Source organism: Burkholderia sp. BCC1208 (assembly GCF_902833095.1).
Taxonomy (GTDB): domain Bacteria; phylum Pseudomonadota; class Gammaproteobacteria; order Burkholderiales; family Burkholderiaceae; genus Burkholderia.
Genome location: NZ_CADFDY010000008.1, coordinates 184,175 through 199,805 on the forward strand (window position 1 = coordinate 184,175; position 15,631 = coordinate 199,805).

The following is a 15,631-nucleotide window of genomic DNA, read 5'->3' on the forward strand; positions in this document are numbered from 1 at the left end:
GGGGCTGACGGCACGGTTCGCTTGCGGCGCGGATCGGCGCCGCGGGTGAGCCAGGCGATTTTCGCGCAAGACAGGCGGTCAACAATACGCGCGAGGTGACGGTGCGCGCCGCGCCCGCGATGCGGGGGTCGCACGCACATCGAAGCGGCGGGGCGGCCGCATTGCGATGCCGTCGCCCGGCCTTTCATCGATTACTTTTTTGTCGGTAGTGAATAGGATGACTAAGAGAATTGCAGTTGTGACGGGTGGCATGGGTGGCCTTGGTGAAGCGGTCAGCATCCGGTTGAACGATGCGGGTCACCGGGTAGTCGTCACGTATTCGCCCAACAACGCCAACGCGGACCGCTGGCTGACCGAGATGCATGCGGCCGGCCGCGCGTTCGATGCGTACCCCGTGGACGTGGCCGATCACGACTCGTGCCAGCAATGCATCGAGAAGATCGTGCGGGACGTCGGCCCGGTCGACATTCTCGTGAACAACGCGGGCATCACGCGCGACATGACGCTGCGCAAGCTCGACAAGGTCAACTGGGACGCGGTGATCCGCACGAACCTCGACTCCGTGTTCAACATGACGAAGCCGGTTTGCGACGGCATGGTCGAGCGCGGCTGGGGCCGCATCGTCAACATTTCGTCGGTGAACGGCTCGAAGGGATCGGTCGGCCAGACCAACTACGCGGCGGCGAAAGCCGGCATGCACGGCTTCACGAAGTCGCTCGCGCTCGAGGTCGCGCGCAAGGGCGTGACGGTGAACACGGTGTCGCCGGGCTATCTCGCGACGAAGATGGTCACCGCGATCCCGCAGGACATCCTCGACACGAAGATCCTCCCGCAGATTCCGGCGGGCCGGCTCGGCAAGCCCGAGGAAGTCGCGGCGCTGGTGGCCTACCTGTGCTCGGAGGAGGCCGGCTTCGTGACGGGTTCCAACATCGCGATCAACGGCGGTCAGCACATGCACTGACGCGCGGCGGCCCGCACGGCGTTCGGACCCGTGCAGGCCGCGTTCCCCACTATCCCGTGCCGGAGCGGCGGCAGGCGCGCCGCTTCGGCCTCGCATTCCGGAGAACGCATGGGCGACACCTGGATGGGACTCGTGATCGGCGGCGCGGCGCTGGCCGTCGCGCTGGCGATGACGATCTCGCTCTACTGGCTCGAGCGGCGCCGCGCGCGGCTGCTGCGGAACTTCGATCATCGCGATTGCTGGCTGGTCGCGTACGGCAAGTGCTTCGCGCGCAGGCCGGCGAGGTCGCCGCGCCGCATGCGCGGCGCACGCTGACGGCGGCGCCGGCGCGTCGCAATCGGCGATCGATCGATGCGTGGTCACGTCCCGCGCGCATGCCTTCGGCAATGCGCGCGGGACGCGTGATCAGTCGTTCTTTTCGCTTTTTCCAGCCGACTCGTCCGAGTCGTTCTTGTGGAAGATCCGCTTCGTCGTGCGCTTGGTGGCTTCCCAGCCTTCGCGCGACGCATGGGCGACGCCGTGCCCGACCGCCTTCGCGGCGCTCGCGGTCGCGTGGCCGAAGCTGCGCGCCGCGTCGCCGGTCTTGTGCGCGGCTTCCTTCGAGTCGCGCTTGATGTCCTGCTTCACTTCAGACATGTCCGCGTGTGCGAGCGGGCTGAGCAGCGCCAGAACGAGCGCGGCGCCAATGAACTGACGAACTTTCACGACCGGTTTCCTTGAGGTAAGCCTCGTCATCGAGGATTCGTGTTGCCGGCAGGCGCCGGTTGAAACGCGCCGGCGGCCGATGCGTCGAGCATCACCGCCGCGCGGCCGGACAGCAGCACGCGCTCGCCGCAGCGCAGCGCGAAGCCGTACAGGACCGAGCGGCCGTCGCCGCTCACACGGTGCGCGTCGACGGTGAGCGGCTGCTCGAAGGTGTCGAGCCGATCGACGAACGCGTCGACGTTGCGCACGCTCGCGAGATAGCCGGCGCGCGGGCGCGCTTCGTGCGCGCCGAGCAGCGCGCCGTGCACGGCCATCGCCTGCGCGGCGTATTCGATGCCGCAGACCGATGCGAGCCGGCCGTGCGCACGCAGCGGGTTGTGCGGATCGCGGTGGCTCGTCGCGGTGCAGCGGATTCGTTCGGTATCCCACGCATCGACCGAATCGAGCACGCACATCGTGCCGGCGTGCGGAATGTGCGCGGCAATCCACGCATGGTCGAGCGGCGGCGTCAATGCGGCCGTTGCGGTCATTGCGCGCGCTCCGCGACGGGTTCGGGCATCGCGACGTCGACCTGCACGCGCGTATCGGCCAGGTAATCGAGCACGACGCGCGTGGACCGCCGCGCGGCGAGCGCCTCGAGCAGCGGCAGCACGCGGGCGGCCGGATTGCCGGCGCGCAGTGCGTCGAGTCCGGCATCGGCGAGCGTTGTCGCGGCTGCGTCGGTGAGCTGCACGTCGATGCGGGCGAGCGTGCGCTCGCCGGCTTGAGGTGCGAGCACGAGCGCGACGCCGAACGCGTCGCCGATCGGGCGCACCGTGCGCAGCGGTTCCGGATAGTCGGTGTCGTACGCGATCAGCAGGCTCGGCACGCGATCGACGACGACCTGGCACAGGCTTTCGAGCAGGCCGGCGGCAAAGCTGCCGTCATGCGCACACAGCACGTTCGACGTCGCCGTCGCGCGGGTCGCGATGCTCCAGTAGCCGGCCGGGGCGTTGTGCACCGAGTTGTGGAAGCGGGTCGGCGACAGCTGTCGATCATCGCCGGCCAGCGTTTCGCAGATCGCGTGGCAGTTCTGGCCGTCGCCGCCGGATGCGCTGAACACGGTCGCGAGCGTCGCGGCGTCGAAGCCGCTCGCGGCCACCGCTTCGTGGCCGACCGCGAGCGCGGCGCGCACGACGGGGCCCGTGCGACGCCGTTCGGCGGACGGCAGGCCGGCCGGCGGCGGCAGCTCGGTGCGGGCGGGCGCATAGGACGCGCGGCCCGCGAGCACGTCGGCCGCGTGCGGCCAGTCGTTCAATCCCGGCCCGACGAGGCCGATGCTTTCGATGAAGGCGGTCAGTGTCATGGCGAGCCTCAACGGCGGGCGTGATCGGCGCGGCCGAGGATCAGGCTGCAATTCGTGCCGCCGAAGCCGAACGAGTTGGAAAGGACGGCGCGTACGCGCGTGTCGCGGCTCGCGAGCACGTAATCGGCCGCGAGCGCCGGGTCGGGCTGCGTCGTGTTGACGCCGGCCGGCACGAACTGCTCGCGCAGCGCGAGCGCGGCGACGATCGCCTCCAGCGCGCCGGCCGCGCCGAGCGTGTGGCCGGTCGCGCCCTTCGTCGAGCTGCATGGTGTGCGGGCGAACAGCGCGCCGACCGCGCGGCTTTCCGCTGCATCGTTGCTCGGCGTCGCCGTGCCGTGCAGGTTCACGTAGTCGATATCGTGCGCGCCGAGGCCGGCGGACGCGAGCGCCTGCTCGATCGCGGCGCGCGCGCCGAGCCCTTCCGGATGCGGCGACGACATGTGGTGCGCGTCGCTCGATTCGCCGATGCCGAGCAGCAGGATCGCGTCGTCGTCGAGCGTGGCGGGCGGCGCGGGGACGCGTTCGACGAGCGCGAATGCGGCGGCCTCGCCGATCGAGATGCCGTCGCGCGCGACGTCGAACGGCCGGCACGGCCGGCGCGACAGCAGTTCGAGCGAATTGAAGCCGTACAGCGTGGTCAGGCACAGCGAATCGACGCCGCCGACGACGGCCGCGTCGATCAGTCCGGCCTCGATCATGCGTCGCGCGGAGCCGAACACCTTCGCGCCCGACGAGCACGCGGACGAGATCGCCATCGCCGGCCCGCGCAGTGCGAAATACGCGCGCACGAACGCGGCCGGCGAATACGGATTGTGCGTGTGCGCATAGCGGAAGTCGGCCGGCAGCGCGCCGCTCGCCGGGTCGCGGCGCTGGTATGCGCGTTCGGTTTCGAGGATGCCGGCCGTGCTCGTGCCGACGAACACGCCGACGCGTGCGGCGCCGTAGCGCGCGACGGCCGCCGCGACGCGGGCGTCGAAGCCGTCCTGCGTCAGGCCGAGTTGCGCGAGGCGGTTGTTGCGGCATTCGAAGTCGGCGAGATCGGCACGCACGGGTTGCGTATCGACGGCGTCCACCGCGCCGATCCACGTGTCGAGGTCCGCACGCTCGAAGTCGCACGGCACGAGCCCGCTGCGGGCGTGGCGCAGCGCATCGAGGGTCGCGTCGAGGCCGCGGCCGATGCAGCTGGTGGCGGTGAAGTGCGAGAGCAGGAGAGGTTTCACGAGGGTCGCATCCGGGGGCCGGAACGGGCGCCGCAGCAGGGCTGGCGGGCGCGCCGTTCGAGGTCAGATTTTATCAAACGGGGGGTGCCGGAACGCCCGGCTGGCCGGACGGTTCGGGCGCGAGCGCCGCGCGCAGGGTGGTCCAGTGCAACTGCGCGTCGGCGGCCGCGCGCAGCACCGCGTGCAGCACGTCGAGCACGACCGGTTCGCCGCGCGCATCGCGCGCCGCATGACCGTCGTGGACCAGCAGGATGTCGCGCGCATCGAGGCCGTGCAGCAGGCGGCGCGTGACGGTCGCGGCGTCGTGCGCACGCGTGTCGAAGCCGCGCCGCGTCCAGCTCGCGAGTTGCAGGCCGAGTTCGCACAGCACCGGTTCGAGAAACGGATTGCGCAGGCCGGCCGGCGCGCGGAAGAACAGCGGACGCGTGCCGGCGAGATCGGTCAGCGTCTGCTGTGCGGCCGCGATTTCGCGTCGCAGCGCGGCCGGCCCCGACAGCGAGAACGTATGGCGGTGCCGCTGGCTGTGGTTCTCCACCGCATGGCCGCGCGCGACGATCGCCTCGATCCACTGCGGATGACGGCGCGCGAGATCGCCGATGCAGAAGAACGTCGCGCGCGCGTCGTGACGGTCGAGCAGGTCGAGCACGCGCGGCGTGACGTCCGGGTCCGGGCCATCGTCGATCGTCAGCGCGATGCGGCGGCCCGCGCCGGGCGGCAGGCGCGTCCAGTTCGGGCCGAGCAGCGTGCTGCGCGGCCACAGGCCGGCCGCGGTCAGCGTGAGGTGCGACGCGACCACGCTGCCGACGGCCCACGGCCACGCGGCCGGTTGCGCGATCACGGCGGCGGCCGCGCCCGCGTGCAGCGCGGCGGTGCCCGCGATCAGCGGCGTGGGTTTCCAGCGCCGCGCGTCGCCGGCGTCACGCGGTGGAATCGACGACGGCGCACTCATGCGCGGCCTCCTCGTTCACGATTGCCGGCCGCCGTCGCGGCGCGCGGCGCGAGAATCGCCGCGAACGCGAGCGCGAGCATCGCGCCGGGGCCGACGGTCAGCCCGAAGGTTTCGAGCAGCGGCACGCGCGACAGCGCGAGCAGCCCGAAGCCGGCGACCGTCGCGAGGTTCGCGATCAGCAGCGACACCAGCGTGTACGGCGTGACGGGCTGCGCGTCGTCGCGCCGGCAGAAGAACAGCGCGTAGTTCGAGCCGACCGCGACGATCAGCAGCATCCCGACGAGGTGCAGGATCGTCAGCTGCACGCCGGCGAGCGCGAAGCCGGCCGTCACGACCAGCACGGCCGCGACGAGCGGGGCGAGGGCGCGCACGGCGCGGCGCGGCGAGCGCAGCGCGATCAGCAGCAGCACGGCGATCGCGGCGAATCCTGCGAGCGACAGCCGGATGTCCTCGTGCACGTAGCTCACGTACAGCCGATCGGCTTCGGTCTTCATGTCGACGAACAGCGCATCGGGCACGCCCGCGCGCGCGACGGCGGCGCGAATCGGCGCGGCATCGAGGCTCGGCGCCGGCTGCGCGGTGCGTGCGGCGTCCGGCGCACGCAGCGGCAGCATCGCGCTCCAGCGGCCGTCGCGTTCGGTCAGCAGCGCATCGACGGCGAGCGCCATCGACGTGCCGCGCAGGTCCGCGCGCGTCAGCAGCGGCGCGCGACGCGCGGTGTCGACGTCGGCGAGGAACGGCGCGAACAGGTCGGGCTTCACCGCGATCGGCTGGTGCGCGACGGCATCGCGCATCCGTGCGGCAAGCGCGTTCGCATCCGGCAGGCTCGCCTGGCGCGCGCGCTGCGCGGCGTCGCTCGGCAGATAGCGCGCGGGGTTTTCGAAACCGCCGAGCACGCCGCGATCGACGAGGGGCTGCAATTGCGCGGCGATTTTTTCCGCGCCTTCGAGTGCGGCCTGCTCGGTCGGCGCGGCAATCACGACGAGGTAGCGCACGTCGGGCGCGCCGACATCCGCGCGCAGCCGTGCGTCGAGCGCCTGCGCGGGCGCCGGCACGGGGCTGAGCGCGGCGAGCTCGCGGCTCCACAGGCTGTCGCGATGCAGCGCGAGGGTCGCGCATGCGGCGACCACGAGCACCAAGAGCGGCCAGCGCAGCCGCGGCGCGGCGTCGGCCGCGCGCGCCAGCACGGCGCCGACGCGCGATACGTCGCGGATCGCGACATGCTCGCCGCGCAGGTGCGGCAGCACGAAGCGCGTGACGAGCGCGGCGGCCGTCAGCCCGACGATCGAATAGCACCCGAGTTGCACGAGGCCCGGGAATCCGGAGAACAGCATCGACGCGAAGCCGCACACCGACGTCAGCACGCCGAGCCGGATCGTCGGCCAGTACGCGGCGACCCACGCGCGCGTCGCGTCGGCCGGGCGCGCGGCGCCGCGCGTGCCGTCCTGCGCCGATTGCACGAACAGGTAGATCGAATAGTCGACGGCTTCGCCGATCAGCGTCGTACCGAACCCGAGCGTCAGCCCGTGGACCGTGCCGAACGCGACGCTGACCGCCGCGATTCCCGCCGCGACGCCCGTCAGCACCGGCAGCAGGCCGAGCGCGAGCGTGCGCGGCGAACGGTACAGCGTGAGCAGCAGCGCGACGATCAGCACGACGCTTGCCGTCGACAATCGTTCGACGTCGTGCCGGATCGTGTCGCGCGTGTCGACCGAGAACACGCCGGGGCCTGTCATTGCGAGCGTGGTTGCCGCTGCATTCGGGATGGCCCGTTTCGCGGCGGCGAACGCGCGCCGCACCGTGTCGATCGCGCGTGCCTGCGCATCGGTATCGGAGCCGGCGGCGGCCGTCTGTACGACCAGCACCGCGCGCGTGCCGTCGCGCGACGCCCACACGCCGTCGCGGCTCGCCGGTTCGGCCGCGCTGTCGAGGCCGTCGACGAGCGCGGCGACTTCGCCGGTCGGGTCGCGCGGCAGCATCGCCTTCGCGACGAGGCCGGCCGACGAACTCAGCAGATCGAGGCTGTCGCCGAGCGCCCGGTGCAGGCCGTCGGCGCTGAAGCGTTGCGGCGTGACGGCCGGGCTCAGTAGATAGCGGTGATCGAAGATGAATTGCCGGTCGCGCGCGTCGTTCGCGGCTTCGCCGTTGTGCACGGCCGCGAACCGCGGATCGGCGCGCAGCGTGCCGGCGACGCGCCGCGACAGCGCGGCGCGCGTGCTCGCATCGCCGCCGTCGATCGCGACGAGGATCAGGCGCGACACGATGCCGTCGCGCAACTGATCGACGAGCACGCGTTGCCCGGCGCTCGGCGCATTCGGCAGGAACGCGGACAGGTCGGCCGTGAAGTGCGCACGCCCGATCGCGACGCCGCACGCGACGAGCGCGAGCAGCCACACGAGCACCGCGCGCTGCCGCCACGCGGGCTGGCGGTGCGCGACGGGGGAGGGGCGCGTGCGATCGTCCATCAGTTCGCGCTCGCCGCCACGGGTTGCAGGCGCATCACCGAACGATCGCCGTCGGCCTGCCGGATCGCGACACTGCGCAACACGTCGCGCGTGCCGTCGAGCGTGATCGTGCTGACGACTTTCAGCATCCGCGAGTCGAGCGGCGTGAGCGTCAGCGTCCAGTCGTCGCCGCGTCCGGACAGGGCGACCTTGTACACCCGTTCGAGCGCGAAGCGGTTGCCGGCGAGCGTCGCGCGGATACTGTCAATGAACGCGCCGAGCTCCGGATAGCGCGCGAGCGCGAGCGTGTACTTGCGGTCGTTGCGCTCGACGGTGAGCATGTCGCCGTCGACGACGAGGTGTTCGGGCTTCGGGCTCAGCGTGTGCTTTTCCAGATGGTCGGGCGCGACGAACACCAGCTCGCCCGACGATTCGACCGGCTGCGTGGCGATCGACAGGTACTTCGTCTCGGTGAAGGTCGCACGGCCCGATTTGTGCTGCGCGAGCGTCGACATCAGCCGGTCGAGGCTCCACGCCGAACCAGCGTCGGCCGCGTGCGCGGGCACGGCCAGCGCGACTGCGGCGGCGCCGGCGGCGAGCACGCGGGCGAGGCGGGGCAGCGAGAACGGGAACGGGCGGCGGCGAACGGCGATCATGCGTCGGAATCCCTCGTGGCGGGCAGGTCGGCGGCGGCGTGCACCGCGTCGCGGCGCGCGGCCTCGGCATCGCCGCCTTGCCAGAAATCGAAATAGTTGAACCAGTTGTACGGCGCCATGCGGCAGTACTTGTCGAGCAGCGCGACGTAGCGCGCGAGCGCTGCATCGACCGCCGCCGCACGCGCGTCGCGCCGCACGTCGGAGAAATCGGCGAGCGTCTCGAAGTGCACATCGTAGCGGTTGCCGTCGCGATAGAGGCCCGTCATGAAGATCACCGGGCGCTTCAGCATCGCGGCCATGTAAAGCGGGCCGAGCGGGAACGCGGCCGGCGCGCCGAGCAGCGGCAAGCGTCGTAGCGACGCGGCCGCGTCATCGAGCAGCGTGCGGTCGGCGAGCATGCCGACCATGCAGTTCGCATCGAGGCGCTCGCGCACCTTCAGCATCGAGTCGACCTGCCCGAGCGGAATCACTTCCGGCTGCGCGGCCGGGTTCACCGCGGCGAGCGTCGCGTTGATCTTGTGCGCGTTCTTCTCGTACATCGTGACGACCACGCGCAGATCCGGATGCGTGCGGCCGATCGCGCGCACGACCTCGAAGCTGCCGAGATGCGCGCCCATCAGGAACGCGCCGCGCCCGCCCGCGAGCGCGTCGTCGACGAGCGTCTCGCCGTGCAGCCGGATGTCGAACAGGTCGAAGCGCTCGTTCATCAGGTAGACGCGATCGTGGATCGTCGCCGCGAACGTGAACACGTGCCGATACACGTCGCGCCAGCGTGCGGGGCGGCCGAGCACGCGCCGCAGGTAGTCGCGCGACGCCGCGCACGCGACCGGCGAGAACAGCACGAAATACGTCGCGATCAGGTGCAGCACGATGCGCGCGCGTTGCCGGCCGAAGCGCAGCGAGATCCACGTCATCGCGCGCAGCAGGCCCGCGTTGCTGCGCTCCTGGCGCTCGGCCCATGCGGTGCGCTTCATGGCTGCGCGCCGTCCTGCGCGGCCGGCGGCGCGGACAGCACGCCGGTCGCGACCTCGCGCGACCCGGCGCGCACCGTGAAGCGGATCGCGCCGCTGGCCGCGGCGTCGTACGCGAGCGCGAGCGGCTCGCCGGGCGCGACCGGGCTCAGGAATTTCGCGGACCCGAGCCGCCACGCATGCAGCGGGCGGTTCAGCGCCGCGCCGATCGTGTGGATCGCATGATCGAGCAGCACGACGCCCGGCACGACCGGATGGCCGGGGAAATGGCCGGGCAGCGCGGGATGGTCGGCGGCGATCGTGAACGCGAGCACGGGCGGGCCGGCCGGGTCGTGCTCGGCCGGCGGCGCGGCCGTCGCGCGCGCATGTTGCGCAACGAGCGCGGCCAGCACGTCGCGCGGCAGCTTGCCCGTTTCATTGCGCGGCAGTGCATCGACGAACACGAGCGGGCGCGGCATGAACGCGGGATCGATCCGCTCACGCAGCGCGCGTTGCAGATCGGCCGCCGCGAGCGTCGGCGCGACGACCAGCGCGACGAGGCGCGTGACCGGCTCCAGGGCGGTGTCGCCCTGTGCCGGCCCGGCTTCGTCGGGCATGAAGAACACGCCGTCGACCACTTGGGGAATCGCGTTGAGCTGATGGTTCAGGTACGCGAGCGACGTGCGCTTGCCGGCGATGTTGACGAGATCGGCCTTGCGGCCGTGCAGCAGGAACCGGCCGTCGTCGAGCAGTTCGAGCGCATCGCCCATCGGCACGGGCGCCTCGACGTGCCCGCCCGATACCCACACGGTCGGCCCGCCGTCGTCGCCGTCCGGTTCGTCGCGTGCGTCGAGCCGGATGCCCGGGAACAGTTCCCACGCCGCGCCTCGTGACGTGCGACGGGTCGCGATCTGGCCGGTCTCGGTGCTGCCGTAGATCTCGACGAGCGGCGCGCCGAGCGCGGCCTCGGCTTCGCACGCGAGCTTTTCCGACAGCGGCGCGGTGGCCGACAGCACCAGCGCCGCACGCGGCAGCGCATGGCCGGCCGACAGCAGCGCACGCAGGTGGATCGGCGACGTGACGAGCACGCGCGGCTGCGGGATCGCGTCGAGTTCGTCGCGAATGTCGCCCGGGTAGAACGGCTGGCGATTGCTGAACGCGAGGCCGCCGATCAGCGCGAGCAGCACCGTCGATTCGAAGCCGTACATGTGCTGCGCGGGCACCGTGCCGATCAGCGTGGCCGCGCGGCCATCGAGCAGCCCGAGGCGATCGGCCGCCGCATGCACGCAGCCGACCAGGAAGCCCCAGGTCTTGCGGTGCGGCACCGGCGCGCCGGTCGAGCCGGACGTGAACACGTAGGCCATGATCCGCGCCGCGTCGATCCGCGGGACGGCGAACGGCGCATCGCTCGCGAGTTCGCCGGGCGCGGCATCGGGATACGCGAAGCGCGGCAGGTCGATCGTGCAATCGGGCGCATCGTGCAGGCAGAACGCGTCGGGCGCGAACGACGCGAGCTGGCGGACCATTTCCGGCGTGTGCGTCGACGGCAGCAGGCTGATCTTGCCGGCGACGAGCGCCGCGCACAGGCTGACCGCGAAGCGATAGCGGTCGCGGCACACGTTGAACACGTGGCCGCCGGTGGGCAGCGCCGCGGCCACGCGCGCGACGTCGGCGATGAACGCGCGCACGGTGACGGGCGAGCCGTCGCGCCAGGCGATCGTCTGGTCGGGCGAGGCATGGAATACCAGCGGGTGAGTCGGCATAAATCGGTCAAGACGGGTACGAAGGCCGGCGCGGCCGTGGGGCCGCGCCGGTCATGAATTCATCGCGAGGCCTGCGATGCGTGGGTGGACGCGCGATACGCGCGCACCGCGTCGATCATTCGCGGCCGCGGCTCGTGCGGCAGCGCGACACGCCGGCACGCATGCTCGGCGGCGAACATCACGGCGACGAGCGGCAGCGACAGGTAGTTCGCGAAGGTCGACCACGTGACGATCGGCGCGGTCGCGAACAGCAGCGTCGACACGGCGGCGATCGCGATGAAGAACAGCGTCCATGCGAGCGTGATCCGCCGCGTGTAGCGCGCGACGGCCGGCGTGACCGTGCCGTGGATCATCGCCGCGAAGCGCGTGCACAGCGGTACCTTGCCGGCCGCGAGCGTGCGGCCGAACAGCAGCGCCATCGCGACGTTGAAGCTCGCGTGTTCAAGATACAGCCCCCATTCGAAGTGCCGAGCGAGCGGCGCGCGCGCGGCCCACAGCGCGGCGGCGGCCAGCAGCCATGCCGGCACGAGCCACGCGCGCCGCGGCGAGCGCAGCGCGACGCCCAGTGCGAGCAGCAGCGGCGGCACGAGCGCCATCGCGAGGCCGAAGCCGTGCGCGCCGGGTGTCGCGCTCGCGTAATGCGCGCCGGCCTGGTACGCGGCCACGGCGCCGACCGCTGCGGCGCCGCGCACGACGGGCAGCAGCCGGCTCATCGGCGGCCTCCGGGCGCGCGGCGCGCACTCCGGCCGGCGGCCGGGCTGCAGCGGCCGACGGGCGGGCGAATCGGAACGGAGCGCAAGGGCGGACACGGCATCACGGGAGACATCGGGCGGATCGTGGACGGGCGCGGGGGCGGGCCGTCAAACATCATATGAATGGTGGCCGGGACGCGGGTCCGGGCCGGTGGTCGGGCACGCTCATTTTAGGGCCGCGGCAGCGCGGGTTCGGGGCGGCCGCGACCGGGTTTTGTAACCGATTGTATGGCACCGGGCGACCGGTTTCGCGGGGTCGGTCCATTTCCATCCGAAGCGGCTCAAGCGTCTCGTGCATTCGGGTTCGAAACGGGCCGTCGCGGCGGCTCGCCAGTCTTGTAACCATTCGCGGTATACGGCCCGATACCCTTCGTCTAGAATCCGCGTAACTTTTACAAACGATCCCCAAACGACGCAGGCGGGGAAGCCGGCAGACGCCGGAGGGACGGAGATTGGCACGCGCCGGGCGTGCCCGACGGTTTGCCGTTTCCGGGCGCCTCCCGCTGCCATGGCCGCCTGCTCGCACGCATGATGAACGCACTGGAACAAGAGCTCGCCACGCTGATCATCGGCGAATTGAATCTCGAAGACGTCCCGCTCGACACAGTGACGGCCGTTACGCCGCTGTATGGCGAAGGTTTCGGGCTCGATTCCATCGACATCCTGGAAATCGCGCTGCTGATTTCGAAGAAGTACGGCTTCGAACTGCGCTCGGACAATCCTGACAACCAGACGATCTTTGCGACGCTCGGTGCGCTGGCTGCTTACGTCGCCGCGCATCGCACGAAGTGACGGCGTAGCGCACGGGCGTAGCGCAACGGTGAAGACGGCATGCGGCGGCGCTCGAAGGACGATGCGCGGCCGCGTCTAGCGAGGTGAACAACGCGATGAACGGAGCCATTCGATGCGGGCGCTCGTGACGGGCGGCAGCGGCGCGCTCGGGCAGGCGATCTGCACGGCGCTCGCGCAGGCCGGCCATGAAGTGTGGGTGCATGCGAACCGCCATCTCGCGCAGGCGCAGGCCGTCGCGCAGCAGATCGTCGCGGCCGGCGGCGCCGCGCACGCGATCGCGTTCGACGTGACCGACGCCGATGCGACGCTCGCCGCGCTGCAGCCGTTCATCGACGACGCGCCGGTGCAGATCCTCGTCAACAACGCGGGCATTCACGACGACGCGCCGATGGCCGGCATGTCGCGCGAGCAATGGCGCAGCGTGATCGACGTGACGCTCAACGGTTTTTTCAACGTCACGCAGCCGCTGCTGTTGCCGATGATCCGCACGCGGCGCGGGCGGATCGTCAACATCGCGTCGGTGGCCGGCGTGACCGGCAATCGCGGGCAGGCCAATTACGCAGCCGCGAAGGCGGGGCTGATCGGCGCGACGAAGTCGCTGTCGCTGGAGCTCGCGTCGCGCGGCATCACCGTGAACGCGGTGGCGCCCGGCATCATTGCGTCGCCGATGGCCGAGCACGCGTTTCCGGCCGAACGCATCAAGCAGCTCGTGCCCGCGCAGCGTGCGGGCCGGCCCGACGAAGTCGCGGCGATGGTCGCGTATCTGGTGTCCGACGCCGCGGCCTATGTGACGGGGCAGGTGTTGTCCGTCAACGGCGGGCTCGCATGACGAAGCGCGTCGCGCTGGCCTGACGTAACGCAACGCGGTGCAGGGCCGCGATGTCGGGCGGCGGCCAACGCCATCTAGTGAGGAAATCGAAGTGTCCGTGCATCCAGTCCACGCCGAACGGCGCCCGTGTCCCCCGTTGTCTGCCGCCGCGCCGTTCGCGCACGCCGGCGGCCGCGCGCTGCGGCTCGTCCGGATGAGCCATGCGCGGCTCGTCGCGCTGCTGCACGATGCGGATAGCCGTGGCGACGGACTCGATCGCGTGTTTCCCGGCGTACTGGGCGCGGTGTGCATCGGCGCAGCGGGAACGCCGGACGAGTCGCGCGCGGAGACGATGGTGCGGATGCTGACCGATGCCGCGCCCGGCCTGCCGGTCGCGCCGGTGCAGATGATGCTGCTCGGCGCCGAGGTCGCAGCGGGCGATGCCGTCTGCGAACTGTGGCAATGCGATGCGCACGACCTGTGCAGCGAGCAGCGAGGTGCGCTGCGCTATCGCTACAGCGAAGCGGCGGGGCTCGTGTTCGGCAGCCTCGTCGTGCACGAGACGGACGCCGCATACGACGCACCGCGCGACGGCGGCACGCCGCTCGAACGCGCGACGTTCGACGCGTACCGCGCGCTGTTCGACCTGCTCGATACGCTCGGCATGCCGCATCCGCTGCGGATCTGGAATACCGTGCCGGCGATCAATGCGGTGCAGGGCGGGATCGAGCGCTATCGTCAGTTCAATATCGGCCGTCAGCAGGCGTTCGACGCGTGCCGCCGTGCATCGACGGGCGGCGTGCCGGCCGCATGCGCGCTCGGCTCGGTCGTGCCGCTCACGGGTGACGCGTCGCCGGCCGCACCGCTCGCGATTTACTTCCTCGCGAGCCGAACGCCGGCCGATTCCATCGAGAATCCGCGCCAGGTCAGCGCGTATCACTATCCGGCGCAGTACGGCCCGCGTGCGCCGACGTTCGCGCGCGCCGCCGCATGGGCCGACGGCGAGGCGGCGCCGGTGCTGTTCGTATCGGGCACCGCGAGCATCGTCGGCCACCGCACCGTGCATTGCGGCGACGTCGTCGCGCAGACGCGCGAGACGGTCGCGAACCTCGCGGCGGTGCTCGAGCAGGCCGCGCGGCAGGGGCACGGCCCGTTCTCGCTCGCCGACCTCAGCTATCGCGTCTACGTGCGCGACGCCGGCGATACCGCGACGCTGGCCGCGATCGGGCAAGTGTTGCGCGAGGCGGCCGGTCCCCACGTGCGGCCGCTGTTCGTTCACGCGGACGTGTGTCGCGACGACCTGCTGGTCGAGATCGAGGCCAGCGCCGGTCATGCCGTGGAGTGGCTGTCATGAAGCGCGACGGCCTCACGATCCGGCAACCGGCCCCGCATGCGGCCGGTGTCGACGACGCGTGCCGGCGGTCGTCGGCACGTCATACACTTTTGTCAGGATCCCCGTCTTCGCCATCGGTTGTTCCCATGTCCGAGCTGCACGCCTCGTCCACCCATCTCGTCCTGATTCCGAGCTACAACCCGGGCGCCAAGGTCGACACGACCGTGCACAATGCCCGCGAGCAGTGGAATCCGGTGTGGGTCGTCGTCGACGGCAGCACCGACGGCAGCGCCGAACGGCTGCAGGCGATGGCCGAGCGCGATCCCGGCTTGCGCGTGATCGTGCTGCCGGAGAATCGCGGCAAGGGCGCCGCGGTGCTCGCGGGGCTCGACGCGGCCGCCGCGAGCGGCTTCACGCACGTGCTGACGATGGATTCCGACGGCCAGCATCCGGCCGACCTGATTCCCGCTTTCATGGCGGCATCGCAGGCTGCACCCGACGCGATGGTGCTCGGCGTGCCGAAGTTCGACGGGAGCGCGCCGCAGTTGCGCGTGCAGGGGCGCCGGCTGTCGAACGCGTGGGCCGACCTCGAGACGCTGTGGGCCGGGATCGGCGATTCGCTGTACGGCTTTCGGGTCTATCCGGTCGCGCCGCTGGCGGCGATCATGCGGCGCCAGCCGTGGATGCGCGGCTTCGACTTCGATCCCGAAGCGGCCGTGCGGCTGTGCTGGGCCGGCGTGCGCCCGATCCGCATCGACGCACCGGTGCGCTATTTCGGCCGCCATGAAGGCGGCGTGTCGCACTTTCACTACGGTCGCGACAACGCGCTGCTCGCGTGGATGCACTTGCGGCTTTTCACCGGCTTCGCGATGCGGCTGCCGATGCTGGTCGCACGCCGCCTGACGCGGCGCCGCGACCAGACGGCCTGAGCGCAGGCCCGTCCATTCTCCTTC

Annotated in this window: 16 protein-coding genes; 6 read left to right on the forward strand and 10 right to left on the reverse strand. The window is 71.3% G+C overall.

Features of this window, described 5'->3' with window-relative positions; genetic code table 11:
* Positions 1-217 precede the first annotated feature (217 nt).
* Positions 218-961 (forward strand): acetoacetyl-CoA reductase, encoded by a 744-nt coding sequence (gene phbB, locus HWX09_RS20225; protein ID WP_027785440.1) that lies wholly within the window; start codon positions 218-220, stop codon positions 959-961.
* A 108-nt stretch (positions 962-1,069) separates the two neighbouring features.
* Positions 1,070-1,276 (forward strand): hypothetical protein, encoded by a 207-nt coding sequence (locus tag HWX09_RS20230; protein ID WP_027785439.1) that lies wholly within the window; start codon positions 1,070-1,072, stop codon positions 1,274-1,276.
* Between the two features lie 90 nt (positions 1,277-1,366).
* Here HWX09_RS20230 and HWX09_RS20235 read toward each other — a convergent pair whose 3' ends face one another.
* From HWX09_RS20235 to HWX09_RS20280, 10 genes are all read right to left on the reverse strand, one after another.
* Positions 1,367-1,696 carry a hypothetical protein gene (locus HWX09_RS20235; protein ID WP_027785438.1) on the reverse strand — a complete coding sequence of 110 codons (330 nt, stop codon included), beginning with the start codon at positions 1,694-1,696 and terminating at the stop codon, positions 1,367-1,369.
* On the reverse strand, positions 1,693-2,196 hold the full coding sequence (locus HWX09_RS20240) for a hotdog family protein (RefSeq protein WP_027785437.1): 504 nt from the start codon (positions 2,194-2,196) through the stop codon (positions 1,693-1,695). Before HWX09_RS20240 ends, HWX09_RS20235 begins: the two co-directional genes overlap by 4 nt.
* A complete protein-coding gene (locus HWX09_RS20245) occupies positions 2,193-3,011 on the reverse strand; it encodes a beta-ketoacyl synthase chain length factor (RefSeq protein WP_027785436.1) in 819 nt (272 codons plus the stop codon). Before HWX09_RS20245 ends, HWX09_RS20240 begins: the two co-directional genes overlap by 4 nt.
* 8 nt (positions 3,012-3,019) lie before the next feature.
* On the reverse strand, positions 3,020-4,231 hold the full coding sequence (locus HWX09_RS20250; RefSeq protein WP_027785435.1) for a beta-ketoacyl-[acyl-carrier-protein] synthase family protein: 1,212 nt from the start codon (positions 4,229-4,231) through the stop codon (positions 3,020-3,022).
* A 73-nt stretch (positions 4,232-4,304) separates the two neighbouring features.
* On the reverse strand, positions 4,305-5,180 hold the full coding sequence (locus HWX09_RS20255) for a polysaccharide deacetylase family protein (protein WP_051421407.1): 876 nt from the start codon (positions 5,178-5,180) through the stop codon (positions 4,305-4,307).
* Entirely contained in the window at positions 5,177-7,645 is a 2,469-nt protein-coding gene (locus HWX09_RS20260; protein WP_027785434.1) for an MMPL family transporter, read from the reverse strand. Before HWX09_RS20260 ends, HWX09_RS20255 begins: the two co-directional genes overlap by 4 nt.
* A complete protein-coding gene (locus HWX09_RS20265) occupies positions 7,645-8,280 on the reverse strand; it encodes an outer membrane lipoprotein carrier protein LolA (RefSeq protein ID WP_027785433.1) in 636 nt (211 codons plus the stop codon). The genes HWX09_RS20260 and HWX09_RS20265 overlap by 1 nt, the downstream gene beginning before the upstream one ends.
* A complete protein-coding gene (locus HWX09_RS20270; RefSeq protein WP_027785432.1) occupies positions 8,277-9,254 on the reverse strand; it encodes an acyl-CoA synthetase in 978 nt (325 codons plus the stop codon). The genes HWX09_RS20265 and HWX09_RS20270 overlap by 4 nt, the downstream gene beginning before the upstream one ends.
* Complete coding sequence (locus HWX09_RS20275) at positions 9,251-10,993, reverse strand: acyl-CoA synthetase family protein (protein WP_027785431.1); 1,743 nt, start codon at positions 10,991-10,993, stop codon at positions 9,251-9,253. Before HWX09_RS20275 ends, HWX09_RS20270 begins: the two co-directional genes overlap by 4 nt.
* Before the next feature lie 59 nt (positions 10,994-11,052).
* Positions 11,053-11,706, reverse strand: a complete 654-nt coding sequence (locus tag HWX09_RS20280) for a membrane protein (RefSeq protein WP_027785430.1) — start codon at positions 11,704-11,706, stop codon at positions 11,053-11,055.
* A gap of 570 nt (positions 11,707-12,276) precedes the next feature.
* On the opposite strand from HWX09_RS20280, the gene HWX09_RS20285 reads away from it, so the two are divergent.
* From HWX09_RS20285 to HWX09_RS20300, 4 genes are all read left to right on the forward strand, one after another.
* Positions 12,277-12,537, forward strand: coding sequence for a phosphopantetheine-binding protein (locus HWX09_RS20285; RefSeq protein WP_027785429.1), 261 nt, complete (start codon positions 12,277-12,279; stop codon positions 12,535-12,537).
* Between the two features lie 112 nt (positions 12,538-12,649).
* Positions 12,650-13,366 (forward strand): 3-oxoacyl-ACP reductase FabG, encoded by a 717-nt coding sequence (gene fabG, locus HWX09_RS20290; protein ID WP_027785428.1) that lies wholly within the window; start codon positions 12,650-12,652, stop codon positions 13,364-13,366.
* A gap of 37 nt (positions 13,367-13,403) precedes the next feature.
* Positions 13,404-14,699, forward strand: coding sequence for an endoribonuclease L-PSP (locus HWX09_RS20295; RefSeq protein ID WP_027785427.1), 1,296 nt, complete (start codon positions 13,404-13,406; stop codon positions 14,697-14,699).
* Positions 14,700-14,824: 125 nt separating this feature from the next.
* Positions 14,825-15,607: a glycosyltransferase family 2 protein gene (locus HWX09_RS20300; protein WP_027785426.1), complete on the forward strand. Its 783-nt coding sequence runs from the start codon at positions 14,825-14,827 to the stop codon at positions 15,605-15,607.
* The last annotated feature ends 24 nt before the right edge of the window (positions 15,608-15,631 follow it).

What these genes read in the sequence shown, in the direction of transcription:
- HWX09_RS20230 (WP_027785439.1), top strand. Translation starts at nt 1,070, where the DNA reads ATGGGCGACACCTGGATGGGACTCGTGATCGGCGGCGCGGCGCTGGCC.
- HWX09_RS20280 (WP_027785430.1), bottom strand. Translation starts at nt 11,706, where the DNA reads ATGAGCCGGCTGCTGCCCGTCGTGCGCGGCGCCGCAGCGGTCGGCGCC.
- HWX09_RS20235 (WP_027785438.1), bottom strand. Translation starts at nt 1,696, where the DNA reads ATGACGAGGCTTACCTCAAGGAAACCGGTCGTGAAAGTTCGTCAGTTC.
- HWX09_RS20275 (WP_027785431.1), bottom strand. Translation starts at nt 10,993, where the DNA reads ATGCCGACTCACCCGCTGGTATTCCATGCCTCGCCCGACCAGACGATC.
- HWX09_RS20260 (WP_027785434.1), bottom strand. Translation starts at nt 7,645, where the DNA reads ATGGACGATCGCACGCGCCCCTCCCCCGTCGCGCACCGCCAGCCCGCG.
- HWX09_RS20270 (WP_027785432.1), bottom strand. Translation starts at nt 9,254, where the DNA reads ATGAAGCGCACCGCATGGGCCGAGCGCCAGGAGCGCAGCAACGCGGGC.
- fabG (WP_027785428.1), top strand. Translation starts at nt 12,650, where the DNA reads ATGCGGGCGCTCGTGACGGGCGGCAGCGGCGCGCTCGGGCAGGCGATC.
- HWX09_RS20245 (WP_027785436.1), bottom strand. Translation starts at nt 3,011, where the DNA reads ATGACACTGACCGCCTTCATCGAAAGCATCGGCCTCGTCGGGCCGGGA.
- HWX09_RS20285 (WP_027785429.1), top strand. Translation starts at nt 12,277, where the DNA reads ATGAACGCACTGGAACAAGAGCTCGCCACGCTGATCATCGGCGAATTG.
- HWX09_RS20300 (WP_027785426.1), top strand. Translation starts at nt 14,825, where the DNA reads ATGTCCGAGCTGCACGCCTCGTCCACCCATCTCGTCCTGATTCCGAGC.
- HWX09_RS20265 (WP_027785433.1), bottom strand. Translation starts at nt 8,280, where the DNA reads ATGATCGCCGTTCGCCGCCGCCCGTTCCCGTTCTCGCTGCCCCGCCTC.
- HWX09_RS20240 (WP_027785437.1), bottom strand. Translation starts at nt 2,196, where the DNA reads ATGACCGCAACGGCCGCATTGACGCCGCCGCTCGACCATGCGTGGATT.
- HWX09_RS20255 (WP_051421407.1), bottom strand. Translation starts at nt 5,180, where the DNA reads ATGAGTGCGCCGTCGTCGATTCCACCGCGTGACGCCGGCGACGCGCGG.
- phbB (WP_027785440.1), top strand. Translation starts at nt 218, where the DNA reads ATGACTAAGAGAATTGCAGTTGTGACGGGTGGCATGGGTGGCCTTGGT.